The organism is Marinibacterium profundimaris (genome assembly GCF_002210095.1).
Classification (GTDB): domain Bacteria; phylum Pseudomonadota; class Alphaproteobacteria; order Rhodobacterales; family Rhodobacteraceae; genus Marinibacterium; species Marinibacterium profundimaris.
Map to the genome: position 1 here is coordinate 50364 of NZ_AQQR01000019.1, position 22786 is coordinate 73149.

Below are 22786 nucleotides of genomic sequence, written 5' to 3' on the forward strand. Positions count from 1 at the left end.
CTTGCGTCCGACGTAAAGCCGAATAGGGTGTCGCGATTCAGCAGGCAGCGTGGAATGGGGCCCAGAATGGCGGAGCAGGTTTCGTATGACGTGATCATCGTGGGCGGGGCGATGATGGGGGCCTCGGTGGCGTGGTTCCTGTCGAGCCATCCGGGCTTTGACGGCACCATCGCGGTGTTCGAGCGCGATCCGGGCTATGAGCTGTGCTCGACCACGCACAGCAATTCCTGCATGCGGCAGCAATTCACCACGGCGCCGAACATCCCCGTGTCGCGCTTCTGCGCCGACTACGTGCGCAACTTCCGCGATCACATGGGCGGGGGAGAGGACATTCCCGACCTGCATGTGCATCCCTTCGGTTACATGTACCTGGCCACCACGGAGGAGGGCGCGCAGGTGTTGCGGGACGCGCAGGCGCTGCAGGCGGGGCTGGGGGCTCAAACACGGCTGTTGAGCCGGGAGGCGCTGGCCGAGGGCTTTCCGTTCTACCGGAGCGACGACGTGCTGCTGGCAAGCTACGGGCCGGTGGACGAGGGCTATTTCGACGGCGGCACCATGTTCGACACCTGGCGGCGCAAGGCGAAGGCCAATGGCGTCACCTTCCTGAAGGGCGAGGTGACGGCGATCGCCCGCGAGGGGGCGCGGATTACCGGGGTGACGCTGGACGATGGAACCCGCCTGGCCTGTGGCGCGCTGGTCAATGCCACCGGGCCGCGTGCGGCGCATACGGCGGCGATGGCCGGGCTCGACCTGCCGGTGGAGCCGCGCAAGCGCTACACCTTCGTCTTCGATTCCGCGCAGTCCCTGGGGCAGGATCTGCCGCTGACGGTGGACCCGTCGGGCGTGCATGTGCGCACCGATGGCGCCGGGTTCATGGCCGGCTGCCCGCCGCGCGACGGTGACCCGGCCGTCGCTCCGGACGATTTCACCGCCGATCACGGGCTTTGGGAAGAGGTCGTCTGGCCCGCGCTTTATGAAAGGATACCGGCGTTCGAGGCGATCCGGCTGCGCCAGATGTGGGTCGGGCATTATGCCTACAACACGCTGGACCAGAACGCCCTGCTGGGGCCACACCCCGAGGTGCCCAATTTCCTGCTGATCAACGGCTTCTCCGGGCATGGGCTGCAGCAATCGCCGGCGATGGGCCGGGGGCTGGCCGAATGGATCGTGTCGGGCCGGTTCGAGACGCTGGACCTGTCGGCCTTCGCCTATGACCGGATCGCCAAGGGCGCGCTGATCGTGGAGCGCGCGATCATCTGACGTTCCGTCGTTGGTGTCGCATTGGCGAAATTCCGTTTTGCAGAGCGGAATGGAGGCGCTACGTATAGTGTCCGAAGAGGGACGCCACCGCCGGGACGCGGCGGCGCCCCGACGGTTCGCGGGAGGGGCGGGCCGGAACCGGAACGGGCGCCGCGCCCACGAGGGGAGGTAGACGACATGTCGGACATGGGAACCGCAGCGCAGGCCGTGGCCTACGAGCGCAAGGGCGATATCGCCGTGCTGAAGGCGCAGAACCCGCCGGTCAACGCGCTGGGCCAGGCGGTCCGGCAGGGGCTGATCGAGGGGATCGCGAAGGCCGAGGACGAGGGCGCGAAAGCCGTGCTGATCTACGGCGACGGCACCACCTATTTCGCCGGTGCCGACATCCGCGAATTCGGCAAGCCGCCGCTTGAGCCCTACCTGCCCGATGTCTGCAACCGGATCGAGGCCAGCCCGCTGATCGTCGTGTCGGCGATGCATGGCACCGCGCTGGGCGGCGGGCTGGAGATCGCGCTGTCGACCCACTACCGGATCGCCGTCCCCAAGGCGCGGATGGGGCTGCCCGAGGTGCACCTGGGGCTGATCCCCGGGGCGGCCGGCACGCAGCGGCTGCCCCGGCTGATCGGGGTGGAAAAGGCGCTGGACATCATGACCACCGGCCGCCAGATCGGGGCCGAAGAGGCGCTGAGCCTGGGCGTGATCGACCGCGTGACCGAGGGCACGCCGGAGGAGATCGGGCTGGCCTATGCCGAAGAGCTGATCGCGTCCAATGCTCCCCGCCGGCCCGTGTCCGAGATGCCGGCGCCCGAGCCCATCGACTGGGACGCGACCTATGAGGCGGTGCTGAAACGCGGGCGGGGGCAGATCTCTCCGGCGATGTGCGTGCGTGCGGTGCAGGGCGCCTGCGAGCTGCCCTTTGACGAGGGAGTGGCCAACGAACGCCGCATCTTCCGCGAGCTGATGGAGACGGACCAGCGGCAGGGCATGATCCATGCCTTCTTTGCCGAGCGCGCCGTCGGCAAGCTGCCCGAGCTGAAGGGCGTGGAGCCGCGCCCGCTGGCCGCCATTGCCGTGATCGGCGGGGGCACCATGGGCAGCGGCATCGCCACCTCGGCGCTGATGGCCGGGCTGAGCGTGACCATGCTTGAAATGTCGCCCGAAGCCGCCGCGAAGGCCAAGGACCGGATCGCGGGGAACCTGTCGGGCGCCCTGAAGCGCGGCAAGATCGACCAGGCCGGGTTCGACCGCCTGACCGAGCAGGCGCTGACGCTGACCACCTCCTACGACGATCTCGGCCAGGCCGACCTGGTGATCGAGGCGGTCTACGAGGAGATGGAGGTGAAGAAGGAGGTCTTTCGCAAGCTTGACGCCGTGGCCATGCCGGGCGCGGTGCTGGCGACGAACACCTCTTACCTGGACGTGAACGAGATTGCCGCCGTCACCGCGCGGCCCGAGGACGTGCTGGGGCTGCATTTCTTCTCGCCCGCCCATGTGATGAAGCTGCTGGAAATCGTGGTGGCCGACCGGACGGCGCCGGAGGTTCTGGCCACGGGCTTCGCTCTGGGCAAGCGCATGGGCAAGGTGTCGGTCCGGGCCGGGGTCTGCGACGGGTTCATCGGCAACCGGATCCTGTCGCATTACCGCTCGGCGGCCGATCACATGATCCTCGACGGCGCCTCGCCCTACCAGATCGACGCCGCGCTGGAAGCCTTCGGCTTTGCCATGGGGCCATATGCCGTCGCCGATCTTGCGGGTCTCGATATCGGCTGGGCGGTGCGCAAGCGGCGCCGGGCCGAAGGGCTGGATCCGCGCGCGCGCGACAGCACCTACGCCGACCGGCTCTGCGAGGCGGGGCATTTCGGGCAGAAGACCGGCAAGGGCTATTACGATTACGCCGCCGGGGCGAAGGCCCGGGTGCCGAACCCCGAGGTCGAGCCGCTGATCGAGGCGGACCGCGCCGCGCAGGGCATCACGCCCCGCGCTTTCACCGACGACGAGATCGTTCGCCGCTATATGGCGGCCATGGTCAACGAGGCCGCGCGCGTGGTGGGCGAGGGCATTGCGCGGCGGCCGCTCGATGTGGATGTCACGCTGCTCTATGGCTACGGCTTCCCGCGCTACCGGGGCGGGCCGCTGAAATGGGCCGACATGGAGGGGCTGCCGGGCCTGCTGGAGGACATCCGCGGTTATGCCCGGCAAGACGATTATTTCTGGCAACCGGCGCCCCTGCTGGAGAAGCTGGTCGCCGAGGGAAAGACGTTCGAGGATCTGAACAAGGAGGCGGCGGGCTAAACGGCCGGCCGCGGGAGGAACCGACATGGATCTGAATTACACCGAAGAGGAACGCGCCTTTCGCGACGAGGTGCGCGCCTTCCTGGAAGAGAAGCTGCCGAAGGCCACCGCCGACAAGGTGCGGCGCGGGCAGGAGCTGACCAAGGAGGACATGGAAAGCTGGCACGCGATCCTGAACGAACGCGGCTGGCTGGCGCCGAACTGGCCCGCGGAATGGGGCGGCTGCGAATGGGACGCGGTGCAGAAGCACATCTTCGAAGAAGAGGCCGCCCGCGCCTCGGCCCCCCGCGTGATTCCCTTTGGCCTGTCGATGCTGGCGCCGGTGCTGATGAAGTTCGGCACCGAAGAGCAGAAGCGCCATTTCCTGCCGCGCATCCTCAGCGGCGAGGATTGGTGGTGCCAGGGCTATTCCGAACCGGGCGCGGGATCGGACCTTGCCTCTCTCAAGACCCGGGCGGTGCGCGAGGGCGATCATTACATCGTCAACGGCCAGAAGACCTGGACCACGCTGGGGCAGTATGCCGACTGGATCTTCTGCCTTGTCCGCACCGATCCGGACGTGAAGCAGCAGGAGGGGATCTCGTTCCTGCTGATCGACATGAACTCGCCCGGCATCGAGGTGCGGCCGATCATCCTGCTGGATGGGGTGCACGAGGTGAACGAGGTGTTCTTCGACAATGTCCGCGTGCCCGTCGAAAACCTCGTGGGCGAGGAGAACAAGGGCTGGACCTATGCCAAGTACCTGCTGACCCATGAGCGCACGAACATCGCCGGGGTGGGCGCGTCGCAGGCCGGGCTGGACACGGTCAAGCGCATGGCAAGGGCCGAGATGCAGGGCGGCAGGCCCCTGATCGCGAACCCGCATTTCGCCGCGCGCCTCGCGCAGGCCGAAATCGACCTCAAGGCGCTGGCCACCACGAATCTGCGCGTGGTCTCGCAGACCGCGAAGGGCGGGGCGCCGGGGCTCGAGGCCTCGATGCTGAAGGTGAAGGGCACGATCATCCGGCAGGAGATCAACGACCTTGCCCGCCGCGCCGCCGGGCCCTACGCGATGCCCTTCCCGTCCGAAGCCGTGGAGGGTGACAACGACCCCATCGGCCCCGATTACGCGGGCAAGACCGCGTCGCAGTATTTCAACAACCGCAAGCTGTCGATCTTCGGCGGCTCGAACGAGATCCAGCGCGGGATCATCGCCAAGGTCAGCCTGGGAGGCATGAAATGAACTTCGAGCTGACGGAAGAACGGCAGATGCTGCAGGATACGCTGCGGCGCTATCTGGCGGACAAGTACACGACCAAGGTCCGCAACGGGATCATCGACAGCGAGACGGGGTTTTCGGCCGAGATCTGGGCCGAGCTGGCCGAGCTGGGCGTGATCGGCGCGCTGTTCACGGAAGAGCAGGGCGGGTTCGGCGGCGCGGGCTTCGACCTGTCGGTGGTCTTCGAGGAGCTCGGCCGCGCAGGGGTGGTGGAACCCTTCCTGGACACCGGTGTGCTTTGCGGACGGCTGATCGCGGCGCTGGGGAACGCGGACCAGCAGGCGATGATCGAAGAGATCATCGGCGGCGGGGTGCAGCTGGCCTTCGCCCATACCGAGCCCACCGCGCGCTACGATCTGAGCCGGGTCGAGACCGGCCTGCAAGGGCCGGGCGAGACGCGGCTGACCGGGCGCAAGGCCGTGGTCATCAACGCCGAGGCCGCCGACCACCTCATCGTTTCCGCCCGCGAAAGCGGCGCGGTGGACGACACCGACGGCATCTCTTTGTTCCTGGTGGCGAAGGACGCACCCGGCCTGTCCCTGCGCGGCTATCCGCTGCTGGCGGGCGGTCGCGCGGCCGAGGTCACGCTTGAGGATACCCCTGCCACCCGTCTCGGCGCGGCGGGTGCGGCCTTCCCGGCGATCGAGGCGGCCGTGGCCGCAGCGAACGTGGCGCTGGCCGCCGAGGCCTTCGGCGCCATGAACACCGCCACCGACCTCACCCGCGACTACCTGATGACGCGCCAGCAGTTCGGCCGCCCCATCGGCACCTTCCAGGCGCTGCAGCACCGCATGGCCGACCTGCTGATCGAGCTTGAGCAGGCGCGGTCGGCCGTCATCAATGCGGCCGGTCATCTCGAATCCGACCCGCGCACACGCGACCTGGAGATCGCGGCGGCGCGCAACCTGATCGGGCGGGTCGGGCGGCTGGTGGCCGAGGAAAGCATCCAGATGCATGGCGGCATCGCCATGACCCGGGAATATGAGCTGGCTCATATTGCCAAGCGGATCGTCATGACCGATCACCGGTTCGGCGATACCGATTACCACCTGGAGCGTTTCATTGACCTCAGCACCGCCGCCTGACGACGCGGGCGGGTCCGGCACACCGGACCCGCTCCCCGGCCCCGAAATTGGCCCCGAAACCGGCAGCGACCCTACATCTTCCCTGTTGTTGCGCGACCAGTCCGGCACCCAGGCCATGGTCGGCTATACCGTCGACCTGCGCGCCGGCGACGGGCGCGCGCGGGTCTTCCTCGACATCACCGAGAAGCATTCCAACCGCAACGGCATGCTGCACGGCGGGCTGATGGCGGTTCTGATGGATGCCGCCTGCGGCTTCACCGCCTCGATGAGTTTCGATGACAGCGTGCATCCGCTGCAGGTGCCGGTGGTGACCGTGTCGCTGACGCTGAACCACGTGGGCGGCGCGCGGCTGGGCCAGAGGGTCATCGCCACGGGCCAGGCCACCGGCGGCGGGCGCAAGATCACCCATGTGACGGGCCAGCTGCGCGACGAGGACGGGGCCCTTGTGGCCACGGCCAGCGGCGTCTTCCGGCGGATCTCGGGCTGAGACCAGTGGCACACACCGGCAGGATCGTGACATCGGCCATGCCCAGGGCGTGATGTAACGCCCGTCCGGCGCCTGCGTCACGAAACTTTCGCAAATCCTACACACTCCGTTTGGACAGCGCCGATAGGTCGCTCGAAGCCGGATGGAGTGACGCCTTGCTGCGCATAGACAAACTGACCAAGCGCTTCGGCGCGAATACCGCCGTCGACGCCGCCACGCTGGACGTCGACAAGCCCGCCATGATCGGGATCATCGGACGTTCAGGCGCGGGGAAATCCACGCTTCTGCGAATGATCAACCGCCTCGCGGATGCGACCGAGGGTTCGATCACCTTCGAAGGGCGCGAGGTCACGACCCTGACCGGCGCCGCCAAACGCGCCTGGCAATCCGAATGCGCGATGATCTTCCAGCAGTTCAACCTGGTGCCGCGCCTCGACGTGGTGTCGAACGTGCTGCACGGCACGCTGAACAAGCGGTCGACCTTCGCCACGATGTTCAACCTCTACCCGACCGAGGACATCCACCGCGCGATCGAGATCCTCGACCGCCTGGGAATCGCCGAACACGCCCCGAAACGGGCCGAGGCGCTGTCGGGCGGGCAGCAGCAGCGCGTGGCCATCGCCCGGGCGCTGATGCAGGATCCGCGCATCATCCTCGCGGACGAGCCCATCGCCTCGCTTGACCCGATGAACGCCCAGACCGTGATGGAGGCGCTGCGCCGCATCCACGAGGAAGACGGGCGCACCGTGATCTGCAACCTGCACACGCTGGACACTGCGCGCCGCTATTGCGACCGCGTCGTCGGCATGCGCGACGGGCGGATCGTTTTCGACGGGCTCCCCGAACAGCTGACCACCGGCGTCGCGCGCGAGATCTACGGCGCCGATGCCAGCTTCTCCGAAGCCGCGACCTCGACCGAGATCGGCACGCTCGACCGCGCCGAGGCCGCCGAACTGGAGGCGAAAGCCTTCGTCTGACCCTGCCATCCCCCGCCCGCCGGACATCGAAAACCAGGGCGGGTTTCCAACCAGAGGACTGCACGAGATGAAACACCTGCTTGCCGCCATCGTGGCCACCACCGCCCTGACCGCTCCGGCCATCGCCCAGGAGATCGAGGAATTCCGCATCGGCATCCTCGGCGGCGAAAACGCCCAGGACCGCCTGAACAACAACCAGTGCCTCGCCGATTACACCTCCGAGGCGCTCGGCGTGCCGACCAAGCTCTTTGCCCCGGCCGACTACAACGGCGTGATCCAGGGCCTGCTGGGCGGCACCATCGACATGGCCTGGCTGGGCGCATCGGGCTACGCCAAGACCTACCTGACCGATCCCGAGGCCGTCGAGCCCGTGCTCGTCAAGGTCAACACCGATGGCTCCTACGGCTATCATTCGATCGGTTTCGCCCGCGCCGACAGCGGCATCACCTCGATCGAGGACCTGGAAGGCAAGGTCTTCGGCTTCGGCGATCCGAACTCCACCTCCGGCTACCTGATCCCCTCGATCGAGATCCCGATGGTCACCGGCGCGACCATGGAATCGGGCGACTACTTTGGTGAGGTCAAGTTCACCGGCGGCCACGAACAGACCATCGTCGCGGTCTTCAACGGCGACATCGACGCCGGCGTGACCTGGGCCGATGGCCTGGGCGAATGGGAAGACGGCTACAACTCGGGCGCGCTGCGCAAGGCCGTGGATGCCGGCCTCGTCGACATGAACGAGCTGGTCGAGATCTGGAAATCCAAGCCGATCCCGGAAGGCCCCGTCGTGCTGCGCAAGGCGCTGCCCGCGGACGTGAAAGAGAAGATGACCGCGCTGATGGCCGGCCTGAAGGACATGGACGAAGACTGCTTCTACGGCGTGGCCGCCGGCGAGGCGCAGGGCTTCCAGCCCATCGGCCATGACGCCTACGAGATCATCATCGAGGCCCGCAAGTCGGTCGGCGGCTGATCGTCTCTACCCTCTGAACGGGGTCCGGTTTCGGCCGGGCCCCGTTTTCCAATGCCCGGGCCTTTCGCGGCCCGGACCACGACAGCTTCGAGGCACCCCCGACACATGGCAGACACGACCGCAGACGTCCCGCGCGGCGTCGACAGGATCCAGGCTGATTACATGGCCATGGCGCAGCGGCGCCGGCTTTACAGCTTTCTCATGCTGGCGATCTTCGTGGCGCTCATGGCTGCGGGGTTCCGCACCGCGGATGCGCGCAATGCCGGTGGCTTCTTCGACGGGCTGCACCGGATCTTCGACTACCCGGCCGAGGTGCTGGGCGAGGCGGCGCAGAACCTGACCGCGCTGCCCGGCTACCTGGTTCAGTATCTGCCCTCGCTGATCGAGACACTGAACATCGCCGCCGCCTCGACCCTGATCGGGCTGATCGGCGGCACGCTGCTGTCGCTGCTGTCGACCCGGGGCCTGGCGCTCTGGCCTGCGCTGATTCCTGTCTTCCGCCGCGTGATGGACATCTGCCGCGCGATCCCGGAAATCGTCATCGCGCTGGTGCTGATCTTCGTGATGGGCGGCGGGCCGGTGCCGGCGATGATCGCCATTGCCATCCATACCTCCGGCGCCCTGGGCAAGCTGTTTTCCGAGGTGAACGAGAATGTCTCGCTGAAACCGGTGGAGGGGCTGGCCTCGGTCGGGGCCACCTGGTCGCAGCGGATGTACCTGGGCGTGATCCCGCAGGTCGGCCCGAACTATGTCAGCTATGCGCTGCTGCGGTTCGAAATCAACATCCGCGCCTCGGCCATCCTGGGCTTCGTCGGCGCGGGCGGCATCGGCTACGAACTGAAGAACACGATCTCCTGGGGGCAGGGGCGCTATGACCAGGCGACGGCGATCTTCATCCTTCTCTTCCTGACCATCATCGTGGTCGACCAGCTGTCGGGCCTGCTGCGCGACCGGCTTACCCACGGGACCAAAGCATGAGCACCTTTGCCACCGATCTCGACACCGCCGGGCTCAAGACACAGGCCGGCGACCTGTTCCGCCGCAAGCGGCTGATGAATTTCGGCCTGCCGGCGCTGGTGCTGGTCTACCTGGTCTATGTCTTCTTCGCCTTCGACGTGCCGGGGCTGGCCGAACGCGCCAGCCTCGACAAGGCGCAGACGCTGGTCTCGGACAGCTACAGTTACAAGACCCACGTGACGCGCGACAACCGCTCGGGCGAGGTCGAGGTCGCCATCGAGGGCGAGCGCAAGGGCCGCTACGAGGCGGGCGTCGCGCCGGCCTGGGTCTCGCTGGGCGACGAGACGGTGATCGACCTGGAGGACGGCTATGTCGTGACCTTCGGGGCCGAGAACTTCGTGAGCTTCGAAATCCCGGACTATGGCCTGATCACGGCGCGGCCCAGCCGCTCTTCGGGCGTGAACGCCACCTTCCCCGACGGCCCGATGCCCGAGTGGATCTCGCTCTCGCGCAACCGGCTGGCGGTGAACACCGAGGCCGGGCGCCTGACGGTGACGCGCAACCGCACCGAGGTCTTTCGCTACTTCTTCGGCTGGGAGCTGTTCTTCTTCACGCTCGACAGCCCCTATCACGGCACCAATCCGGGCGAGCTGATGGGGATGGCGTTTTCCGGCGAGGCCGGAGCGATCTGGTCTGATTTCTGGAACAACGCCATGTGGCGCCACCGCGACGTGGCCTGGGCGATCTTCGAGACGATCCTGATGGCGTTCCTGGGCACCTTCGGGGCCGCCATGGTGGCGCTGCCGCTGGCCTTCCTGGCGGCGCGCAACTTCTCGCCGCTGATGCCGGTGCGCTTCGCAATCCGGCGGGTCTTCGATTTCGTGCGGGGCGTGGACGCGCTGATCTGGACGATCATCCTGGCCCGTGCCTTCGGCCCGGGGCCCCTGACCGGCGCGCTGGCGATCCTGCTGACCGACACGGGCACCTTCGGCAAGATCTTCTCCGAGGCGCTGGAAAACGTGGACGACAAGCAGATCGAAGGCGTCGCCTCCACCGGGGCCAAGCCGCTGCAACGCTACCGCTTTGGCGTGATCCCGCAGGTGACGCCGGTTCTGCTGTCGCAGCTGCTCTATTTCCTTGAATCCAACACGCGATCCGCCACCATCATCGGCGCGATCACGGGCGGCGGCATCGGGCTGATGCTGACCCAGGCGATCATCACGCAGAAGGATTGGGAAGAGGTGACCTATTACATCGTGCTGATCATCCTGATGGTGGTCCTGATGGACTGGGCTTCGGGCTGGCTGCGGCGCAAGCTGATCTCGGGTGACGAGGGCGGGCATTGAGCAAGGCCCTGTCCGCGACGGAGCCGCTGATCCACGAGGGATGCACGGTGTTGAACGCCACCTTCGGCGGCTGGACGGAGATCGGAGCGGACAGCCGGGTGATGAATGTCACGATGGGCGCCTATTCCTATTGCGACCGGATCTGCGACCTGGCCAATGCCGAGATCGGCCGCTTCGCCAATATCGCAAGCTTCGTGCGCATCGGCGCCACGGACCACCCGATGGAAAAAGCCTCGCTGCACCATTTCCTCTATCGCTCGGCCGATTATTGGCCGGATGCCGAGCCCGACGCCGCGTGGTTCGCCCACCGCGCCTCGCGCACCGCGACCATCGGCCATGACACCTGGATCGGCCACAACGCCCAGGTAAAGCCCGAGGTGACCATCGGCCACGGCGCGGTGGTGGCGTCGGGCGCCGTGGTCACCCGCGATGTCGCCCCCTACACGATCGTCGCCGGCGTGCCCGCCAAACCGGTGCGCCGCCGCCTGCCCGAAAATGTCGCCGACCGCCTCATGGCCCTGGCCTGGTGGGATTGGGACCACGACACCCTCCGCACGGCCCTTCCAGATTTCCGCGCCCTGGGGGCCGAGGCGTTCCTGGACAAGTACGACCGCTGACCCCCGGCCCCGCGCCCCGGCAGCGCTCCCACCCTGTCGACGTCGCGGTTCCGACAGAGGGTCCAAGAGCCCACCCCGCGCCGCCGGGGCGCGTCGCACCTGTCTTCTTCTTGGTGAGAAATACTCCAGCCCCCGAACCGCCATCCCACGCTGCCGGCCCAGAAAAGGGCACCCGCCCGGCCCGACCTCAGAACGGCGCCCGCTCCATCGCGTAGCCGCGCTGTGCCAGCAGGTTCAGCAATCCGTCTTCCCCCGGCAGATGCGCCCCGCCTACCGCGACGACCAGCACGTTGCCCTCCGTCCGCTCGATCACCGGCAGCCAGGCCAGGTTGCGGTCGTCGATCAGCCGGTCCTGGTAGCTGTCCAGCAGCCGCTTCACCTCGGCGCGCGAGACCTCGAGGTCGGAATACATCGTCCAGTCCTGGATCAGCATCCCCTCGGCCAGGCGCTCGTCGAAATAGGCCTCCGACATGGTCACCACCTGGTCGTCGAAGTTCATCTGGCTGGTGAGGTCCAGCTCCAGCACCCGCGCCTGCTCGCGGATCGGCTGCGAGGCCAGCGCCTGCAGCCCGGCGCCCGACGGCTCAAGCGCCCCGATCGGCACCCGCGCCCGCCGCGCCAGGTCCTCTATCCGGTCGTCCAGACCGCGCTCCGAGCCGAGCCCCTTGTTGCAGCCCGACTGGTCCAGGAAAAACCCGGCGAACCAGGGCTGCATGCGCCGCACCTGTTCGCGCGTAAAGCCATCGGCCTCCATCCGCGCGGCCAGGTGGTTCCAGACCGGGGGCGAGAGCATGTCGGACAGATAGGGCGGCTCCTTCAGCAGGAAGACCGACTGGTCGCGCATGATCCGGTTCATATGCGCGCGCGACTGGTGGGCGGTCACCTCCAGCAGCACCGCGTCGGCCGAGCGGATCACCGGCGCGAGGGTCCGCATGACCCGCCGCAGGCGCGGATCGCCGGTATGGACCGTGCCGATCACGTGGATCTGCCGCCCGTCCTTGCGCGCGACCCAGTGGTTGCCGTTGGCGAAGGGCATGCGCGCCACCTCGCGTTCCAGCTCCGCCTCGGCCTGAGGTGTCAGGCGCGGCCGCATGTCGGTGCCGGTGCAGGGCGCGGCGGCCACCATCACGGGCGTGCAAAGGATCAGAAGGGCGGCAAGCACGGGGCGGAGCAGTGTCACGGTCGGGTAGGGCCTCCTTGGCGGTGCGACTGGCCGGAGCCTACGCCGCGCGGGCCGCCCGGGAAAGCCGCCTGGCCTGGCGCCGGCGCGCTGCCGCTTGATCCGTTGCCGAATGGCGGCATAGGAACGCATATGCAGCGCGAGCAGGATCTCTATGCGCCGGTCAAGGCGCTTTTGGAACGGCAGGGCTATACCGTGCGGGGCGAGGTCGGCGCCGCCGATGTCATGGCGATGCGCGGCGCGGAGGACCCGCCCGTGATCGTCGAGCTGAAGCTGCGTTTCTCGCTCAGCCTGTTCCACCAGGCGGTCACGCGGCTGAAGGTGACGGACCTGGTCTACCTCGCCGTGCCCAGGCCCACCGGCCGCTCCGCCCGGCGCAGTCTGCGCGACAACCTGGCGCTTTGCCGCCGGCTGGGGCTGGGGCTGATCACCGTGCGCGCCGATGGCACGGTCGAGGTGCATTGCGATCCGGGGCCCTATGCGCCGCGCAAGTCGAAGACGGCGCAGGACCGGCTGCTGCGGGAATTCGACCGGCTGGAGGGCGACCCGAACGCCGGCGGCGCCACGCGGCACGGGATCGTCACCGCCTACCGCCAGGACGCCCTGCGCTGCGCCGCGCATCTGGCGCAACACGGGCCGTGCAAGGGCGCCGTGGTGGCGCAGACAACCGGCGTCGCCGCCGCGACCCGGCTGATGCGAGAGAACCATTACGGATGGTTCGAGAAGGTCGAGAAAGGCGTCTACGCGCTGACAGAGGACGGCAGCGCGGGGCTGAAACACTGGGCCTACAGCTGGGGGGACGAGGCCTGAGGGGCCCGAGCCCCGAGGGACGAGTTGCGACGCCGGTCAGGAGCCCGGCCGCCCCGAGGGCGCGCGGCTGCGCAGCCAGGAGGTCATCTGCCAGCGGATCAGCCGGTCGCGCTCGATCGTGTCATAGGCCACGCCGGCCAACTGCGCCGCCGCGCGGATCCGCGTCTCGTAGGGGCCGACGCGGCCGTCCGTGTCGATGATCAGGATCCCGGGCCGCTTGCCGGTCAGATGCGCGGCAAAGAGCGCCTGCTGGACGCTGTCAAGCGACGACCGCTTGTCCAGGCCGACCTCGATCACCGCCTCGTCGGTCTCGCAATCCACGCGGATGCGATGCAGGTCGTACCCCACCGCGTAGGGATGGATCGTTTCGACCTCGCCGCCCAGCATCAACACGCAATAGATCGCCGCCAGCGCCACTTCGCCCATGAACCGCCCCACTTCCGCTCATCGGGCACGCCGCAGATAGGTTAACAGAAGGTTAACGCGCCCTTGGACCACGTTAAGGATTGGAGGCGCCTATGTCTCCCCCGGACCGGCATCGCGGTTGAACGCGTGTTAAACACGTCTCAGCCGCGGAAAGCGCGGGCCGAGATCTGCACGGAATTGCCCGAGGGATCCTTGAGATTGGCAAAGGCATAGCCCCCGCCATCCAGCACCGGGCCGACCTCGACCCCCGCCGCCATCAGCGCCGCGCGCCGGGCCGGGACGTCGGGCGTGTCGAACACCAGCTTCACCAGCACCTGGCCCATCTTCTGCGCCTTGCCGGCCGGATGCAGAAGCAGCGCGGGACCCTCCGGCGCGCGCAGCTCGACGATCCGGTCGGCGGGGTCGCGCAGCGCCGTATAGCCGAAGTGGCTGGTGTAGAAGGCCACCATCTCCTCGGGCTTACGGGTGTAGACGATCAGCCGACCCAGCGTCATGACGTGGCCTTTGCCTTGCGCAGACGCTCGCGGTGGACGGTGTAAAGGCCCGAGGCGATGATGATCCCGCAGCCCAGGAAGGTCCAGTGATCCGGCAGGTCGCCGAAGACGACGAAACCGTAGAAGGTGCTCCAGAGGATCAGCGAATATTGCACCGGGGCCAGCACCACGGCCTGGCCGATGTCCAGCGCGCGGATGATCAGCACCTCTCCCACCCCGGCGCAAAGCGTCAGTCCGGCGCAGATGCCCCAGACGCGCCAGCCCTCCGGTGTCTCCCAGACGAAGGGCAGGGACAGCGACAGCACCAGGCTCGAGGTGATCGACGTATAGGCCACCGTGGTCAGCACCGGGTCCGCCCCCGAAAGCCAGCGCGACATGATCTGGCGCGTGGCAAAGCAAAAGGCCGCGCAGACCACGAAGAGCATGCCGGGGTGAAACACGCCCAGCCCGGGCCGTATCACGATCAGCATGCCCAGGAACCCCAGCGCCACGGCGCCCCAGCGGCGCGCGCCGACTGGTTCGCGCAGCACCAGAGCGCCCAGAACCGTGACCACGAAAGGCGCGATGAACGACACGGCGGTGGCATCGGCAAGCGGGACGTATTGCACCCCGAAGATGAAGAAGCTGGCCGAGGCCGCGGCGGTCAGCCCGCGCGCGATCTGCAGGCCGGGCCGGCGGCTTGACAGCACGGTGGTGGGACCGCGCAGCGCCAGCAGCACGATCACCCCCATGAACAGCCCCAACTGCCGGAACCACACCACCTCGAAGGTCGGCAGCTCGGCGGTCAGCAGCTTGGCCTGCATGTCGCAGGCGGCAAAGGCGAAGAACCCCATGGCGATCAGCGTGATCCCCTTCAGGTTCTGGGCCTGCTGGCTGGGTGGGGACGATTGAGCCGGGGGGGAATTGATCGGCGCGGCGGGAAGGGGCATGGAGCGGCTTTCGGGGAAGGCGGGTTGCGCGGCGCAATGGCGGTGCACCCATGTGACCCGCCCGCCCCCCGGATGACAAGGGGCCTCCGCCGCGGCCACTTTGGTCAGGCCGCAACGGGCCCGGTCAGTGGGAAATGCCCACCGCGCGATGCAGGTAAGTGCAATCGCCCACCATGCGCGACAGGAAGGCGGCGACCTCGTCGCGCGCGATCTTCAGGCTCAGGTCCCGCGCGGAGGGCGGCACGTCCTCGCGCAGGTCGCCCGGCGCCGGTGCGTCGGAAAAGGCCGAGGGCCGCACGATGGTCCAGTCCAGCCCGCTGGCCCGCACAAGGCTTTCCTGAAGCTCGTGATCGCGGAAGACGGGCTTCAGCAGGGCGCCGAACATGATGCGTTTCCAGAAGAAGTTCAGGTTCGACCAGCTTTCGTGCGCGCCCAGCGTCGATTGGCAGACCAGGCGCGAGACGCCCTCGGCCTGCATGGCGCGGATCACGGTCAGCGTGCCTTCGGACCGGATCCGGCTGTTGCGCGAGGCGCCGGCGCCAAGCGCCACGATCACCGCGTCCCGGCCCGCGACGGCGGCGCGCACGGCGTCGAAGTCGGTCGCATCGCCGGCACACCGGGTCAGGGCCGGATGGGTGATTTCCAGCCGGTCGGGCCGGCGGGCAAAGGCGGTGACGCGGTGGCCTTCGGCCAGCAGCCGGGCCACGGTCAGGCGGCCGATTGTGCCGGTGGCGCCGAAGACGACCACATCGAGAGGGGCGGAAGAGAGGGGCAGGGACATCGGAGTTTCCTTTCGGAACAAGGGTGACTTTACACGGTGTCAACTTGACGGCATGTCAATGGCATGTCACTTGACGCCATGTCAAGCGATAATCCCGATACCCGCACCCGCATCCTGACCGCCACCTGGACGCTTCTGGAGGCCGCCGCCCCCGGCAAGCCGGTGCGCATGGCCGACGTGGCCAAGGCCGCCGGCATCAGCCGTCAGGCCGTCTATCTGCATTTCCCGACCCGGGCCGAGCTGCTGTCGGCCGTGACGCGCCACGTGGACGAGGTGAAGGACATCGACAGCCGCCTCGCCGCCAGCCGCGCGGCGCCGACGGGACGCGCGCGGCTGGACGCCTTCGTGCAGGCCTGGGGCGATTACATCCCCGAGATCCAGGGGATGGCCCGCGCGCTGATGGCGATGCGCGACACCGATGCCGAGGCCCGCGCCGCATGGGACGACAGGATGGCCGCGGTGCGCGAGGGCTGCGCCGCCGCCGCCAGGGCGCTGGAGCAGGACGGCGACCTGCGCGCGGATCTCGACGTCACCACGGCCACCGACCTTCTGACCGCATTGCTCTCGGTCGAAACCTGGCGGCAGCTGCGCGAGGGTTGCGGCTGGGAGCAGGATGCATATGTGCGGTGCATGCAGCGGCTCGCGGCCCAGGCACTGATGGGCTGAGCCCCGGGCCTGCGCCCTGAAGGGGCAGATCGGGACCGGGCTGCGAAGCGCTCCGCCTGCGCCGACCGGGGCAAGGCCCGGTCAACAAACGGTTAATTTCCGTGCGGCCGCCAAGGGATTGAAAACAGGCCATTTCGGCGGGCCGGCGCAGTCAACGCACAAGAGGGCAAAAAATTTCCGAAGCGACTCGTTGACAGGCGCCTCCGGGGCTTCTATCTCCGGCGCGTTAGCACTCTACCTGAGTGAGTGATAATCGCCCTCCGGGGAGGGAGGGCAGACCAGAAACTTTGAGCTTAAGGAGCTGCAAAGATGGCATTCAAACCTCTGCACGACCGGGTGCTTGTGAAGCGCGTCGAAAGCGATGAGAAGACCAAGGGCGGCCTGATCATCCCCGACAGCGCGAAGGAAAAGCCGGCAGAAGGCATCGTTGTTTCCTGCGGCGAAGGCGCGCGCAAGGACAGCGGCGAGCTGATCCCGATGGCCGTGTCCGAAGGCGACAAGGTCCTGTTCGGCAAATGGTCCGGCACGGAAGTGACGATCGACGGCGAAGAGCTGCTGATCATGAAAGAAAGCGACATCCTCGGCATCATCGAGGCCTCGGCGGAAGCCAAGGCGGCCTGAAGGCCCCGGCTCGTCTGAGCTGACAGGGCTGGACCGCGCCCGACTGGGCTGGTCCGGGCAAGGGCCCCTCGGGGGCCACTCGAAGATCCAAGGTTTTTAACGCAGGAGAGAAAAACATGGCTGCTAAGGACGTCAAGTTCGACACAGATGCCCGCAACCGCATGCTGAAGGGTGTCAACATCCTCGCCGACGCGGTGAAGGTGACCCTGGGCCCGAAAGGCCGCAACGTGGTCCTCGACAAATCCTTCGGCGCACCGCGCATCACCAAGGACGGTGTGTCGGTTGCCAAGGAAATCGAACTGGAAGACAAGTTCGAGAACATGGGCGCCCAGATGGTGAAGGAAGTCGCTTCCCGCACCAACGACGAAGCGGGCGACGGCACCACCACCGCCACCGTGCTGGCTCAGGCCATCGTCAAGGAAGGCATGAAGTCGGTCGCAGCGGGCATGAACCCGATGGACCTCAAGCGCGGCATCGACCTGGCCACCGCCAAGGTCGTCGAAGCCATCAAGAACGCCGCACGTGACGTGACCGACAGCGACGAAGTCGCTCAGGTCGGCACCATCTCGGCCAACGGCGAAACCGAAATCGGCCGTCAGATCGCGGATGCGATGCAGAAGGTCGGCAACGAGGGCGTCATCACCGTCGAAGAGAACAAGGGTCTCGAAACGGAAACCGACGTCGTCGAAGGCATGCAGTTCGATCGCGGCTACCTGTCGCCCTACTTCGTGACCAACGCCGACAAGATGACCGCGGATCTCGAAGACTGCATGATCCTGCTGCACGAGAAGAAGCTGTCGTCGCTCCAGCCGATGGTTCCGCTGCTCGAGCAGGTGATCCAGTCGCAGAAGCCGCTGCTGATCATCGCCGAAGACGTCGAAGGCGAAGCGCTGGCGACCCTCGTGGTCAACAAGCTGCGCGGCGGCCTGAAGATCGCAGCCGTGAAGGCACCGGGCTTCGGCGATCGCCGCAAGGCCATGCTGCAGGACATCGCGATCCTGACCGGCGGCCAGGTGATCTCGGAAGACCTGGGCATGAAGCTCGAGAACGTGACCATGGACATGCTCGGCTCTGCCAAGAAGGTCCAGATCACCAAGGACGAGACCACCGTCGTTGACGGCGCAGGCGACAAGTCCGAGATCGAAGCGCGCGTCGCCCAGATCCGCAACCAGATCGAAGAGACCACGTCGGACTACGACAAGGAAAAACTGCAGGAACGTGTTGCCAAGCTGGCAGGCGGCGTTGCAGTCATCCGCGTCGGCGGCATGACCGAAGTCGAAGTGAAAGAGCGCAAGGACCGCGTGGACGATGCTCTGAACGCGACCCGCGCGGCCGTTCAGGAAGGTGTCGTCGTCGGTGGCGGTGTTGCCCTGGTTCAGGGTGGCAAGGCTCTCGAAGGCCTGACCGGTGCCAACAGCGACCAGAACGCCGGTATCGCCATCGTGCGCAAGGCCCTGGAAGCACCGCTGCGCCAGATCGCCGAGAACGCCGGCGTCGACGGCTCGGTCGTGGCAGGCAAGATCCGTGAATCGGACGACCTGTCCTTCGGCTTCAACGCCCAGACCGAAGAATATGGCGACATGTTCAAGTTCGGCGTGATCGACCCGGCCAAGGTGGTGCGGACCGCCCTGGAAGACGCGGCCTCGATCGCTGGCCTGCTGATCACCACCGAAGCCATGGTGGCCGACAAGCCCGAGAAGCCGGGTGCAAACGCCGGCGGCGGCATGCCCGACATGGGCGGCATGGGCGGCATGGGCGGCATGATGTAAGTCACGCCAATCCAACCGGATCATCGAAGGGGTCGCCTGCGGGCGGCCCCTTTTCCGTTTGGCCCGGCCAGATGTCCCACGCGTGGGACAGGTAGTGGGGTGAGACATTTCAATGGGTTGCGCGCGCGGATTTACCAAGCCTTAAGGATTGGGCGGTCTCCTCGCCGCTGCGTTGCCGGAGCGTCTCGGGAGGCGCGAGGTGCCGGGATCGCCGCGACTGTCCGGTGCCGGGGCGCTGCCTGCGCCGGGGCGCTTCGCGATTTTCCGCACGTGGCATCACGGTGTGAGACCTGGTTCACAGAAGCATCCGAAACGCGCTGCTAGAACCCGTGAAAGGGGACGGCGGAAGGCGCCGCCCCGGGTTCAGACAAGCCGGGAAGTGAAGACCATGCGTGCCGTTGTTCTCATCATCTGTATCTGTGTCGCCCTCGTCATGAAGGGCGAAGGCCTCTCGGCCTGCACGGCAACCCCGGCAGAGGCGGCCTCCGTCATGGTGGACGGGGCCCGGCTGTAAGCGCCGGTCCGGCCCGGGCTCAGCCCCGGGCCTTCATCGCCAGCGCGTCCTGCGTGGTCAGGACCTGGCCGGCATAGCCCCAGGATCCGCTGGCCACCTCGTGCACGCGCACCGACGTGCCGCCCTTGATCGTCTGTCCGGCGACCTCGCCGAAGGCCTCCGTCACCTTTTCGATGATCCGGGCCTTTTCCGCGTCGGAAAAGACCCCCTGCAGCACCTGGATGTCGATTGACGGCATCATGTCCTCCTTGCGGGTTGTGCCTGTCCTTGCATCTTGTCGCGCGGGTACCCTAGCGCGGCCGGCGGCTGTCGGGGAAGATGGGCGATGGCGGGCCGCAGCGCTGCGGTGGGCCGGGGCTTACGCCCGTTGCGCGTGGAAGTGATTTCCAAACCCGTCATTTGCCGCTAACCGGTGCCCATGCGCCTCGTTGTCCTGACCTGCCTGACCCTGATCGCCTTCGCGGCGAATTCCATCCTGAACCGGCTGGCCGTGGACAGCGGCGCGATCGGGCCCGGCGCCTTCGCGGCGGTTCGCGTGGGCGCGGGGGCCGTGACGCTCTGGGCGCTGGTGCGGCTGCGGGGCCGGGCGCTGCCGCTGTTCGCGGCGGGGCGCTGGCAGGGGGCGCTGGCGCTGTCGGTCTACATGCTGGGGTTTTCCATGGCCTACCGCGCGCTTGACGCGGGGCTGGGCGCGCTGATCCTGTTCGGTGTCGTGCAGGTGTCGATGTTCGCCTGGACCGCGCTGCGCGGGGCGCCGGCGACCCGGCGACAGATGATCGGCGCGGCGGTGGCCTTTTCGGGGCTGATCGTCGTTCTATGGCCCGGCGGCGGCACCTCGGTCGACCTGGTTGCGGCGGCTCTGATGGTGGCGGCCGGGATCGGCTGGGCCGGCTACACGCTGCTGGGCAGGCGCGAGCCTGACGCGCTGGCCGCGACGGCGGCGAATTTCGTGGCGGCCTTCGCGCCGGTGGCCATCGTGGGGCTGGTGCCGGAACTGGTGGCCGGGGCCGGGGCGCCGAACGCGGCGGGCCTGGGCCTTGCGGTGCTGTCGGGGGCGGTGACCTCGGGGCTGGGCTACGCGACATGGTACACGGTGCTGCCACGGCTTGAGACGGGCGTGGCGGCGGTGCTGCAATCGAGCGTGCCGGTGATCGCGCTGGCCGGCGGCGTCGCGTTGCTGGGCGAGGCGATGAGCCTGCAGCTGCTGGCGGGCGCGGTGCTGGTGCTGGGCGGGATCGGGATGGCGATCCGTGGGTGACCTGATCTTGGGGGGCGCATGACGCTGGCGCTGGATCTTGTGGGCGCGCAGGTGCTGCGGCCCGGGGCGGGGCTGGTAGAAGACCGGCTGAGCCTGGCCGATGGCGTGATCGTGGAGGCCCCGGTGGGGCGCGCGGTGGACCTGTCGGGGTTCCTGGTGCTGCCGGGGATCGTGGACGCCCATGGCGACGGGTTCGAGCGCCACATGGCGCCCCGGCGGGGCGCGATGATGGAACCCGCGGCGGGGCTTTGGGCGGTCGAGGCGGAGCTGGCGGCCAATGGCATCACCACGGGCGTGCTGGCGCAGTTCATGAGCTGGGAAGGCGGGCTGCGCGGGGCGGAGTTCGCCGACGGCGTGTTCTCGGCGCTGCGGGCGGCGCGGGGGGATCTGCTGGTGGACATGGTGCCCCAGCTGCGGTTCGAGACGCATCTGCTGGCCGAGTACGACGGGCTGCCCGGACGGCTGGCGGGCTGGGGCGTGGGGCACGTGGTGTTCAACGATCACCTGCCGCATGACCGGCTGGCCGAGGGGCGCCGCCCGCCCAGGCTGACGGGGCAGGCGCTTAAGGCCGGGCGAAACCCGGAGACGCATTTCGCGATGATGCTGGAGCTGCACGCGCGCAGCCCGGAGGTGCCGGCGGCGCTGGACCGGCTGACGGCGCGGCTGGCCGAGGCGGGCGTGCGGATGGGCAGCCACGATGACCGCAGGGCCGAGGATCGCGCGGCCTGGCGGGCGCGGGGCGTGACGGTGTCGGAATTCCCCGAGACGCGGGCGGCGGCGGCGGCGGCGCGGGAGGGCGGCGACCTGACGGTCTTCGGCTCGCCCAACGTGGTGCGGGGCGGATCGCATAACGGCAACGTGCCGGCGGCCGAGATGGTGGCCGAGGGGCTCTGCGATGCGCTGGCGTCGGATTACCACTATCCCTCGACCCGCCGGGCGGTGCGCCGGCTGGTGGAGGAGGGCGCGCTGGACCTGGGCGCCGCCTGGGCGCTGGTCTCCGAAGGGCCGGCGCGGGTGCTGGGACTGACGGACCGGGGCGTGCTGGCCCCGGGGCTGCGCGCGGACCTGGTGGTGATGGAGCCCGGGACGGGGCGGATCGGCGCGACGGTGTCGAAGGGGCGGGTTGCCTGCATGTCGGGGGCGGTGGCGGAGCGGTTCCTCGGCCGCGCCGGCTGATCCGGGGCGCGCGCTCCGGCGCTTTCCGTCGTCACGGCTCGCCCATCAGGCCCCCGGCCGGCCTCAAGGCGCCGCGCCCCTGTCTTCACCTTTGTAAAAATACTCTTTGGAACAGAGGTCTTGAGAGCGAGCTTGCAGAAAAGGGCGTCCGGCCGAAGGGACCCGGGCTGTGTCGTGCCGGGCGTTCGGGATGGGAGGCGCAAGGGTTGGGGGCGCTGCCCCCGTCCGCTGCGCGGACTCCCCCGGAGGTATTTGCGGCCTTATGTATCAAACGCACCATCAATCTACTGGATTGCGCGGCCCGAGTGAATCACCATTCGGTCCATGCAGGACAGATCCATAGACGGCGCACTGCTGGCGCTCCGAAAGCAGACCATCCGCGAAGGTCGCGAGGGCCTGGACCACGTAGAGGCGCTGTTGCGGCTCAGGGGCGTGGATATGCCGGTAGTGCGGGAAGGCCGCCGCCCTGATGCGGCGAAGCGGGGCGAGGCTCAGCGGATCGTTCTGGGCGCTCTCAGGGATGGGCCGAAGACGTTGCGTGAGATTGCAGCGGTGATGGCTGAACGGAGGCAGCTAGACATGCCCGCCGCGCTACAGCGGTCAGGGCAGGCGTTGGATAAGCTGAGGAAGGCTGGGGTTGTGGTGAAGGATGGGAGGGTTTGGGCCATCCAGTAACGAAACCAGAGACGGCCTTTTATACCTTATCATCATTTTGGTTTCTGGTTCGATATGTCGCTGAACAGATACTTCACCGCCCAGACAGATAGTCCTACGACTTGAGCAAGATTCTGAACCAGCAGCGCTGGCAGGAGCCAATCGTAGCCTGTAAAGTGAGCTACTCCCCATCTCTTGGACAAGATCTGGCGTAAGTTAAGCTACTCGTTGCACCTGCTGATCGGGTTGGTTGATATCA

General features: G+C 67.7%; 24 protein-coding genes. 18 read left to right on the forward strand and 6 right to left on the reverse strand.

Translation table 11 applies throughout. The annotated features are described in order from the left end of the window. Positions 1–66 precede the first annotated feature (66 nt). The 10 genes from ATO3_RS23740 to ATO3_RS23785 all read left to right on the forward strand — a co-directional run bounded on the left by ATO3_RS23740 (position 67) and on the right by ATO3_RS23785 (position 11249). On the forward strand, positions 67–1260 hold the full coding sequence (locus ATO3_RS23740) for an NAD(P)/FAD-dependent oxidoreductase (RefSeq protein ID WP_233152293.1): 1194 nt from the start codon (positions 67–69) through the stop codon (positions 1258–1260). 177 nt (positions 1261–1437) lie between these two features. Further along, positions 1438–3552: a 3-hydroxyacyl-CoA dehydrogenase NAD-binding domain-containing protein gene (locus ATO3_RS23745; protein WP_233152294.1), complete on the forward strand. Its 2115-nt coding sequence runs from the start codon at positions 1438–1440 to the stop codon at positions 3550–3552. Between the two features lie 25 nt (positions 3553–3577). After that, on the forward strand, positions 3578–4774 hold the full coding sequence (locus tag ATO3_RS23750) for an acyl-CoA dehydrogenase family protein (protein WP_088652378.1): 1197 nt from the start codon (positions 3578–3580) through the stop codon (positions 4772–4774). Then, positions 4771–5895 (forward strand): acyl-CoA dehydrogenase family protein, encoded by a 1125-nt coding sequence (locus ATO3_RS23755; protein ID WP_088652379.1) that lies wholly within the window; start codon positions 4771–4773, stop codon positions 5893–5895. The genes ATO3_RS23750 and ATO3_RS23755 overlap by 4 nt, the downstream gene beginning before the upstream one ends. Next, positions 5873–6382 carry a PaaI family thioesterase gene (locus ATO3_RS23760; RefSeq protein WP_233152295.1) on the forward strand — a complete coding sequence of 170 codons (510 nt, stop codon included), beginning with the start codon at positions 5873–5875 and terminating at the stop codon, positions 6380–6382. Before ATO3_RS23755 ends, ATO3_RS23760 begins: the two co-directional genes overlap by 23 nt. Before the next feature lie 155 nt (positions 6383–6537). Next, entirely contained in the window at positions 6538–7359 is an 822-nt protein-coding gene (phnC, locus tag ATO3_RS23765; RefSeq protein ID WP_088652380.1) for a phosphonate ABC transporter ATP-binding protein, read from the forward strand. Between the two features lie 67 nt (positions 7360–7426). Further along, positions 7427–8329 (forward strand): phosphonate ABC transporter substrate-binding protein, encoded by a 903-nt coding sequence (gene phnD, locus ATO3_RS23770; RefSeq protein WP_088652381.1) that lies wholly within the window; start codon positions 7427–7429, stop codon positions 8327–8329. A gap of 105 nt (positions 8330–8434) precedes the next feature. Then, on the forward strand, positions 8435–9307 hold the full coding sequence (gene phnE / locus ATO3_RS23775; RefSeq protein WP_088652382.1) for a phosphonate ABC transporter, permease protein PhnE: 873 nt from the start codon (positions 8435–8437) through the stop codon (positions 9305–9307). Then, positions 9304–10632, forward strand: a complete 1329-nt coding sequence (phnE, locus tag ATO3_RS23780) for a phosphonate ABC transporter, permease protein PhnE (RefSeq protein ID WP_088652383.1) — start codon at positions 9304–9306, stop codon at positions 10630–10632. The genes phnE (ATO3_RS23775) and phnE (ATO3_RS23780) overlap by 4 nt, the downstream gene beginning before the upstream one ends. Further along, positions 10629–11249, forward strand: coding sequence for an LbetaH domain-containing protein (locus ATO3_RS23785; RefSeq protein WP_088652384.1), 621 nt, complete (start codon positions 10629–10631; stop codon positions 11247–11249). The genes phnE (ATO3_RS23780) and ATO3_RS23785 overlap by 4 nt, the downstream gene beginning before the upstream one ends. A gap of 187 nt (positions 11250–11436) precedes the next feature. On the opposite strand, the gene ATO3_RS23790 is transcribed toward ATO3_RS23785, so the two are convergent. Next, a complete protein-coding gene (locus tag ATO3_RS23790; RefSeq protein ID WP_158218048.1) occupies positions 11437–12429 on the reverse strand; it encodes a TraB/GumN family protein in 993 nt (330 codons plus the stop codon). Between the two features lie 132 nt (positions 12430–12561). Here ATO3_RS23790 and ATO3_RS23795 point away from each other — a divergent pair, with 132 nt between their 5' ends. Beyond that, positions 12562–13239, forward strand: coding sequence for a DUF2161 domain-containing phosphodiesterase (locus tag ATO3_RS23795; protein ID WP_088652386.1), 678 nt, complete (start codon positions 12562–12564; stop codon positions 13237–13239). Between the two features lie 36 nt (positions 13240–13275). Here the strand turns inward: ATO3_RS23795 and ATO3_RS23800 are convergent, their stop codons facing one another. The 4 genes from ATO3_RS23800 to ATO3_RS23815 form a co-directional block, all read right to left on the reverse strand. Then, positions 13276–13665, reverse strand: coding sequence for a hypothetical protein (locus ATO3_RS23800; RefSeq protein ID WP_088652387.1), 390 nt, complete (start codon positions 13663–13665; stop codon positions 13276–13278). 140 nt (positions 13666–13805) lie between these two features. After that, a complete protein-coding gene (locus ATO3_RS23805) occupies positions 13806–14159 on the reverse strand; it encodes a VOC family protein (protein WP_088652388.1) in 354 nt (117 codons plus the stop codon). After that, positions 14156–15088: a DMT family transporter gene (locus tag ATO3_RS23810; RefSeq protein WP_088652389.1), complete on the reverse strand. Its 933-nt coding sequence runs from the start codon at positions 15086–15088 to the stop codon at positions 14156–14158. The genes ATO3_RS23805 and ATO3_RS23810 overlap by 4 nt, the downstream gene beginning before the upstream one ends. Positions 15089–15212: 124 nt before the next feature. Next, positions 15213–15869, reverse strand: coding sequence for an NAD(P)-dependent oxidoreductase (locus tag ATO3_RS23815; protein WP_088652390.1), 657 nt, complete (start codon positions 15867–15869; stop codon positions 15213–15215). Positions 15870–15932: 63 nt separating this feature from the next. Here ATO3_RS23815 and ATO3_RS23820 point away from each other — a divergent pair, with 63 nt between their 5' ends. The 4 genes from ATO3_RS23820 (at position 15933) to ATO3_RS29490 (ending at position 19439) form a co-directional block, all read left to right on the forward strand. Next, positions 15933–16535, forward strand: a complete 603-nt coding sequence (locus ATO3_RS23820; RefSeq protein WP_233152296.1) for a TetR/AcrR family transcriptional regulator — start codon at positions 15933–15935, stop codon at positions 16533–16535. Positions 16536–16844: 309 nt separating this feature from the next. Next, on the forward strand, positions 16845–17156 hold the full coding sequence (locus tag ATO3_RS23825; RefSeq protein ID WP_088652392.1) for a co-chaperone GroES: 312 nt from the start codon (positions 16845–16847) through the stop codon (positions 17154–17156). Positions 17157–17272: 116 nt separating this feature from the next. Next, complete coding sequence (groL, locus tag ATO3_RS23830) at positions 17273–18925, forward strand: chaperonin GroEL (RefSeq protein WP_088652393.1); 1653 nt, start codon at positions 17273–17275, stop codon at positions 18923–18925. 388 nt (positions 18926–19313) lie between these two features. Beyond that, positions 19314–19439 carry a hypothetical protein gene (locus tag ATO3_RS29490; protein ID WP_269845435.1) on the forward strand — a complete coding sequence of 42 codons (126 nt, stop codon included), beginning with the start codon at positions 19314–19316 and terminating at the stop codon, positions 19437–19439. Positions 19440–19458: 19 nt separating this feature from the next. Here ATO3_RS29490 and ATO3_RS23835 read toward each other — a convergent pair whose 3' ends face one another. Then, the gene (locus tag ATO3_RS23835; RefSeq protein WP_088652394.1) at positions 19459–19677 is read right to left on the reverse strand and encodes a tautomerase family protein; all 219 of its coding nucleotides are present in this window, start codon (positions 19675–19677) and stop codon (positions 19459–19461) included. Positions 19678–19857: 180 nt separating this feature from the next. Between ATO3_RS23835 and ATO3_RS23840 the strand changes: the two genes are divergently transcribed. From ATO3_RS23840 to ATO3_RS23850, 3 genes are all read left to right on the forward strand, one after another. Continuing rightward, positions 19858–20697, forward strand: a complete 840-nt coding sequence (locus ATO3_RS23840; protein WP_088652399.1) for a DMT family transporter — start codon at positions 19858–19860, stop codon at positions 20695–20697. Positions 20698–20715: 18 nt separating this feature from the next. Beyond that, the gene (locus ATO3_RS23845; protein WP_088652395.1) at positions 20716–21873 is read left to right on the forward strand and encodes an alpha-D-ribose 1-methylphosphonate 5-triphosphate diphosphatase; all 1158 of its coding nucleotides are present in this window, start codon (positions 20716–20718) and stop codon (positions 21871–21873) included. Between the two features lie 324 nt (positions 21874–22197). Continuing rightward, a complete protein-coding gene (locus tag ATO3_RS23850) occupies positions 22198–22548 on the forward strand; it encodes a hypothetical protein (protein ID WP_088652396.1) in 351 nt (116 codons plus the stop codon). Positions 22549–22786: the final 238 nt, after the last annotated feature.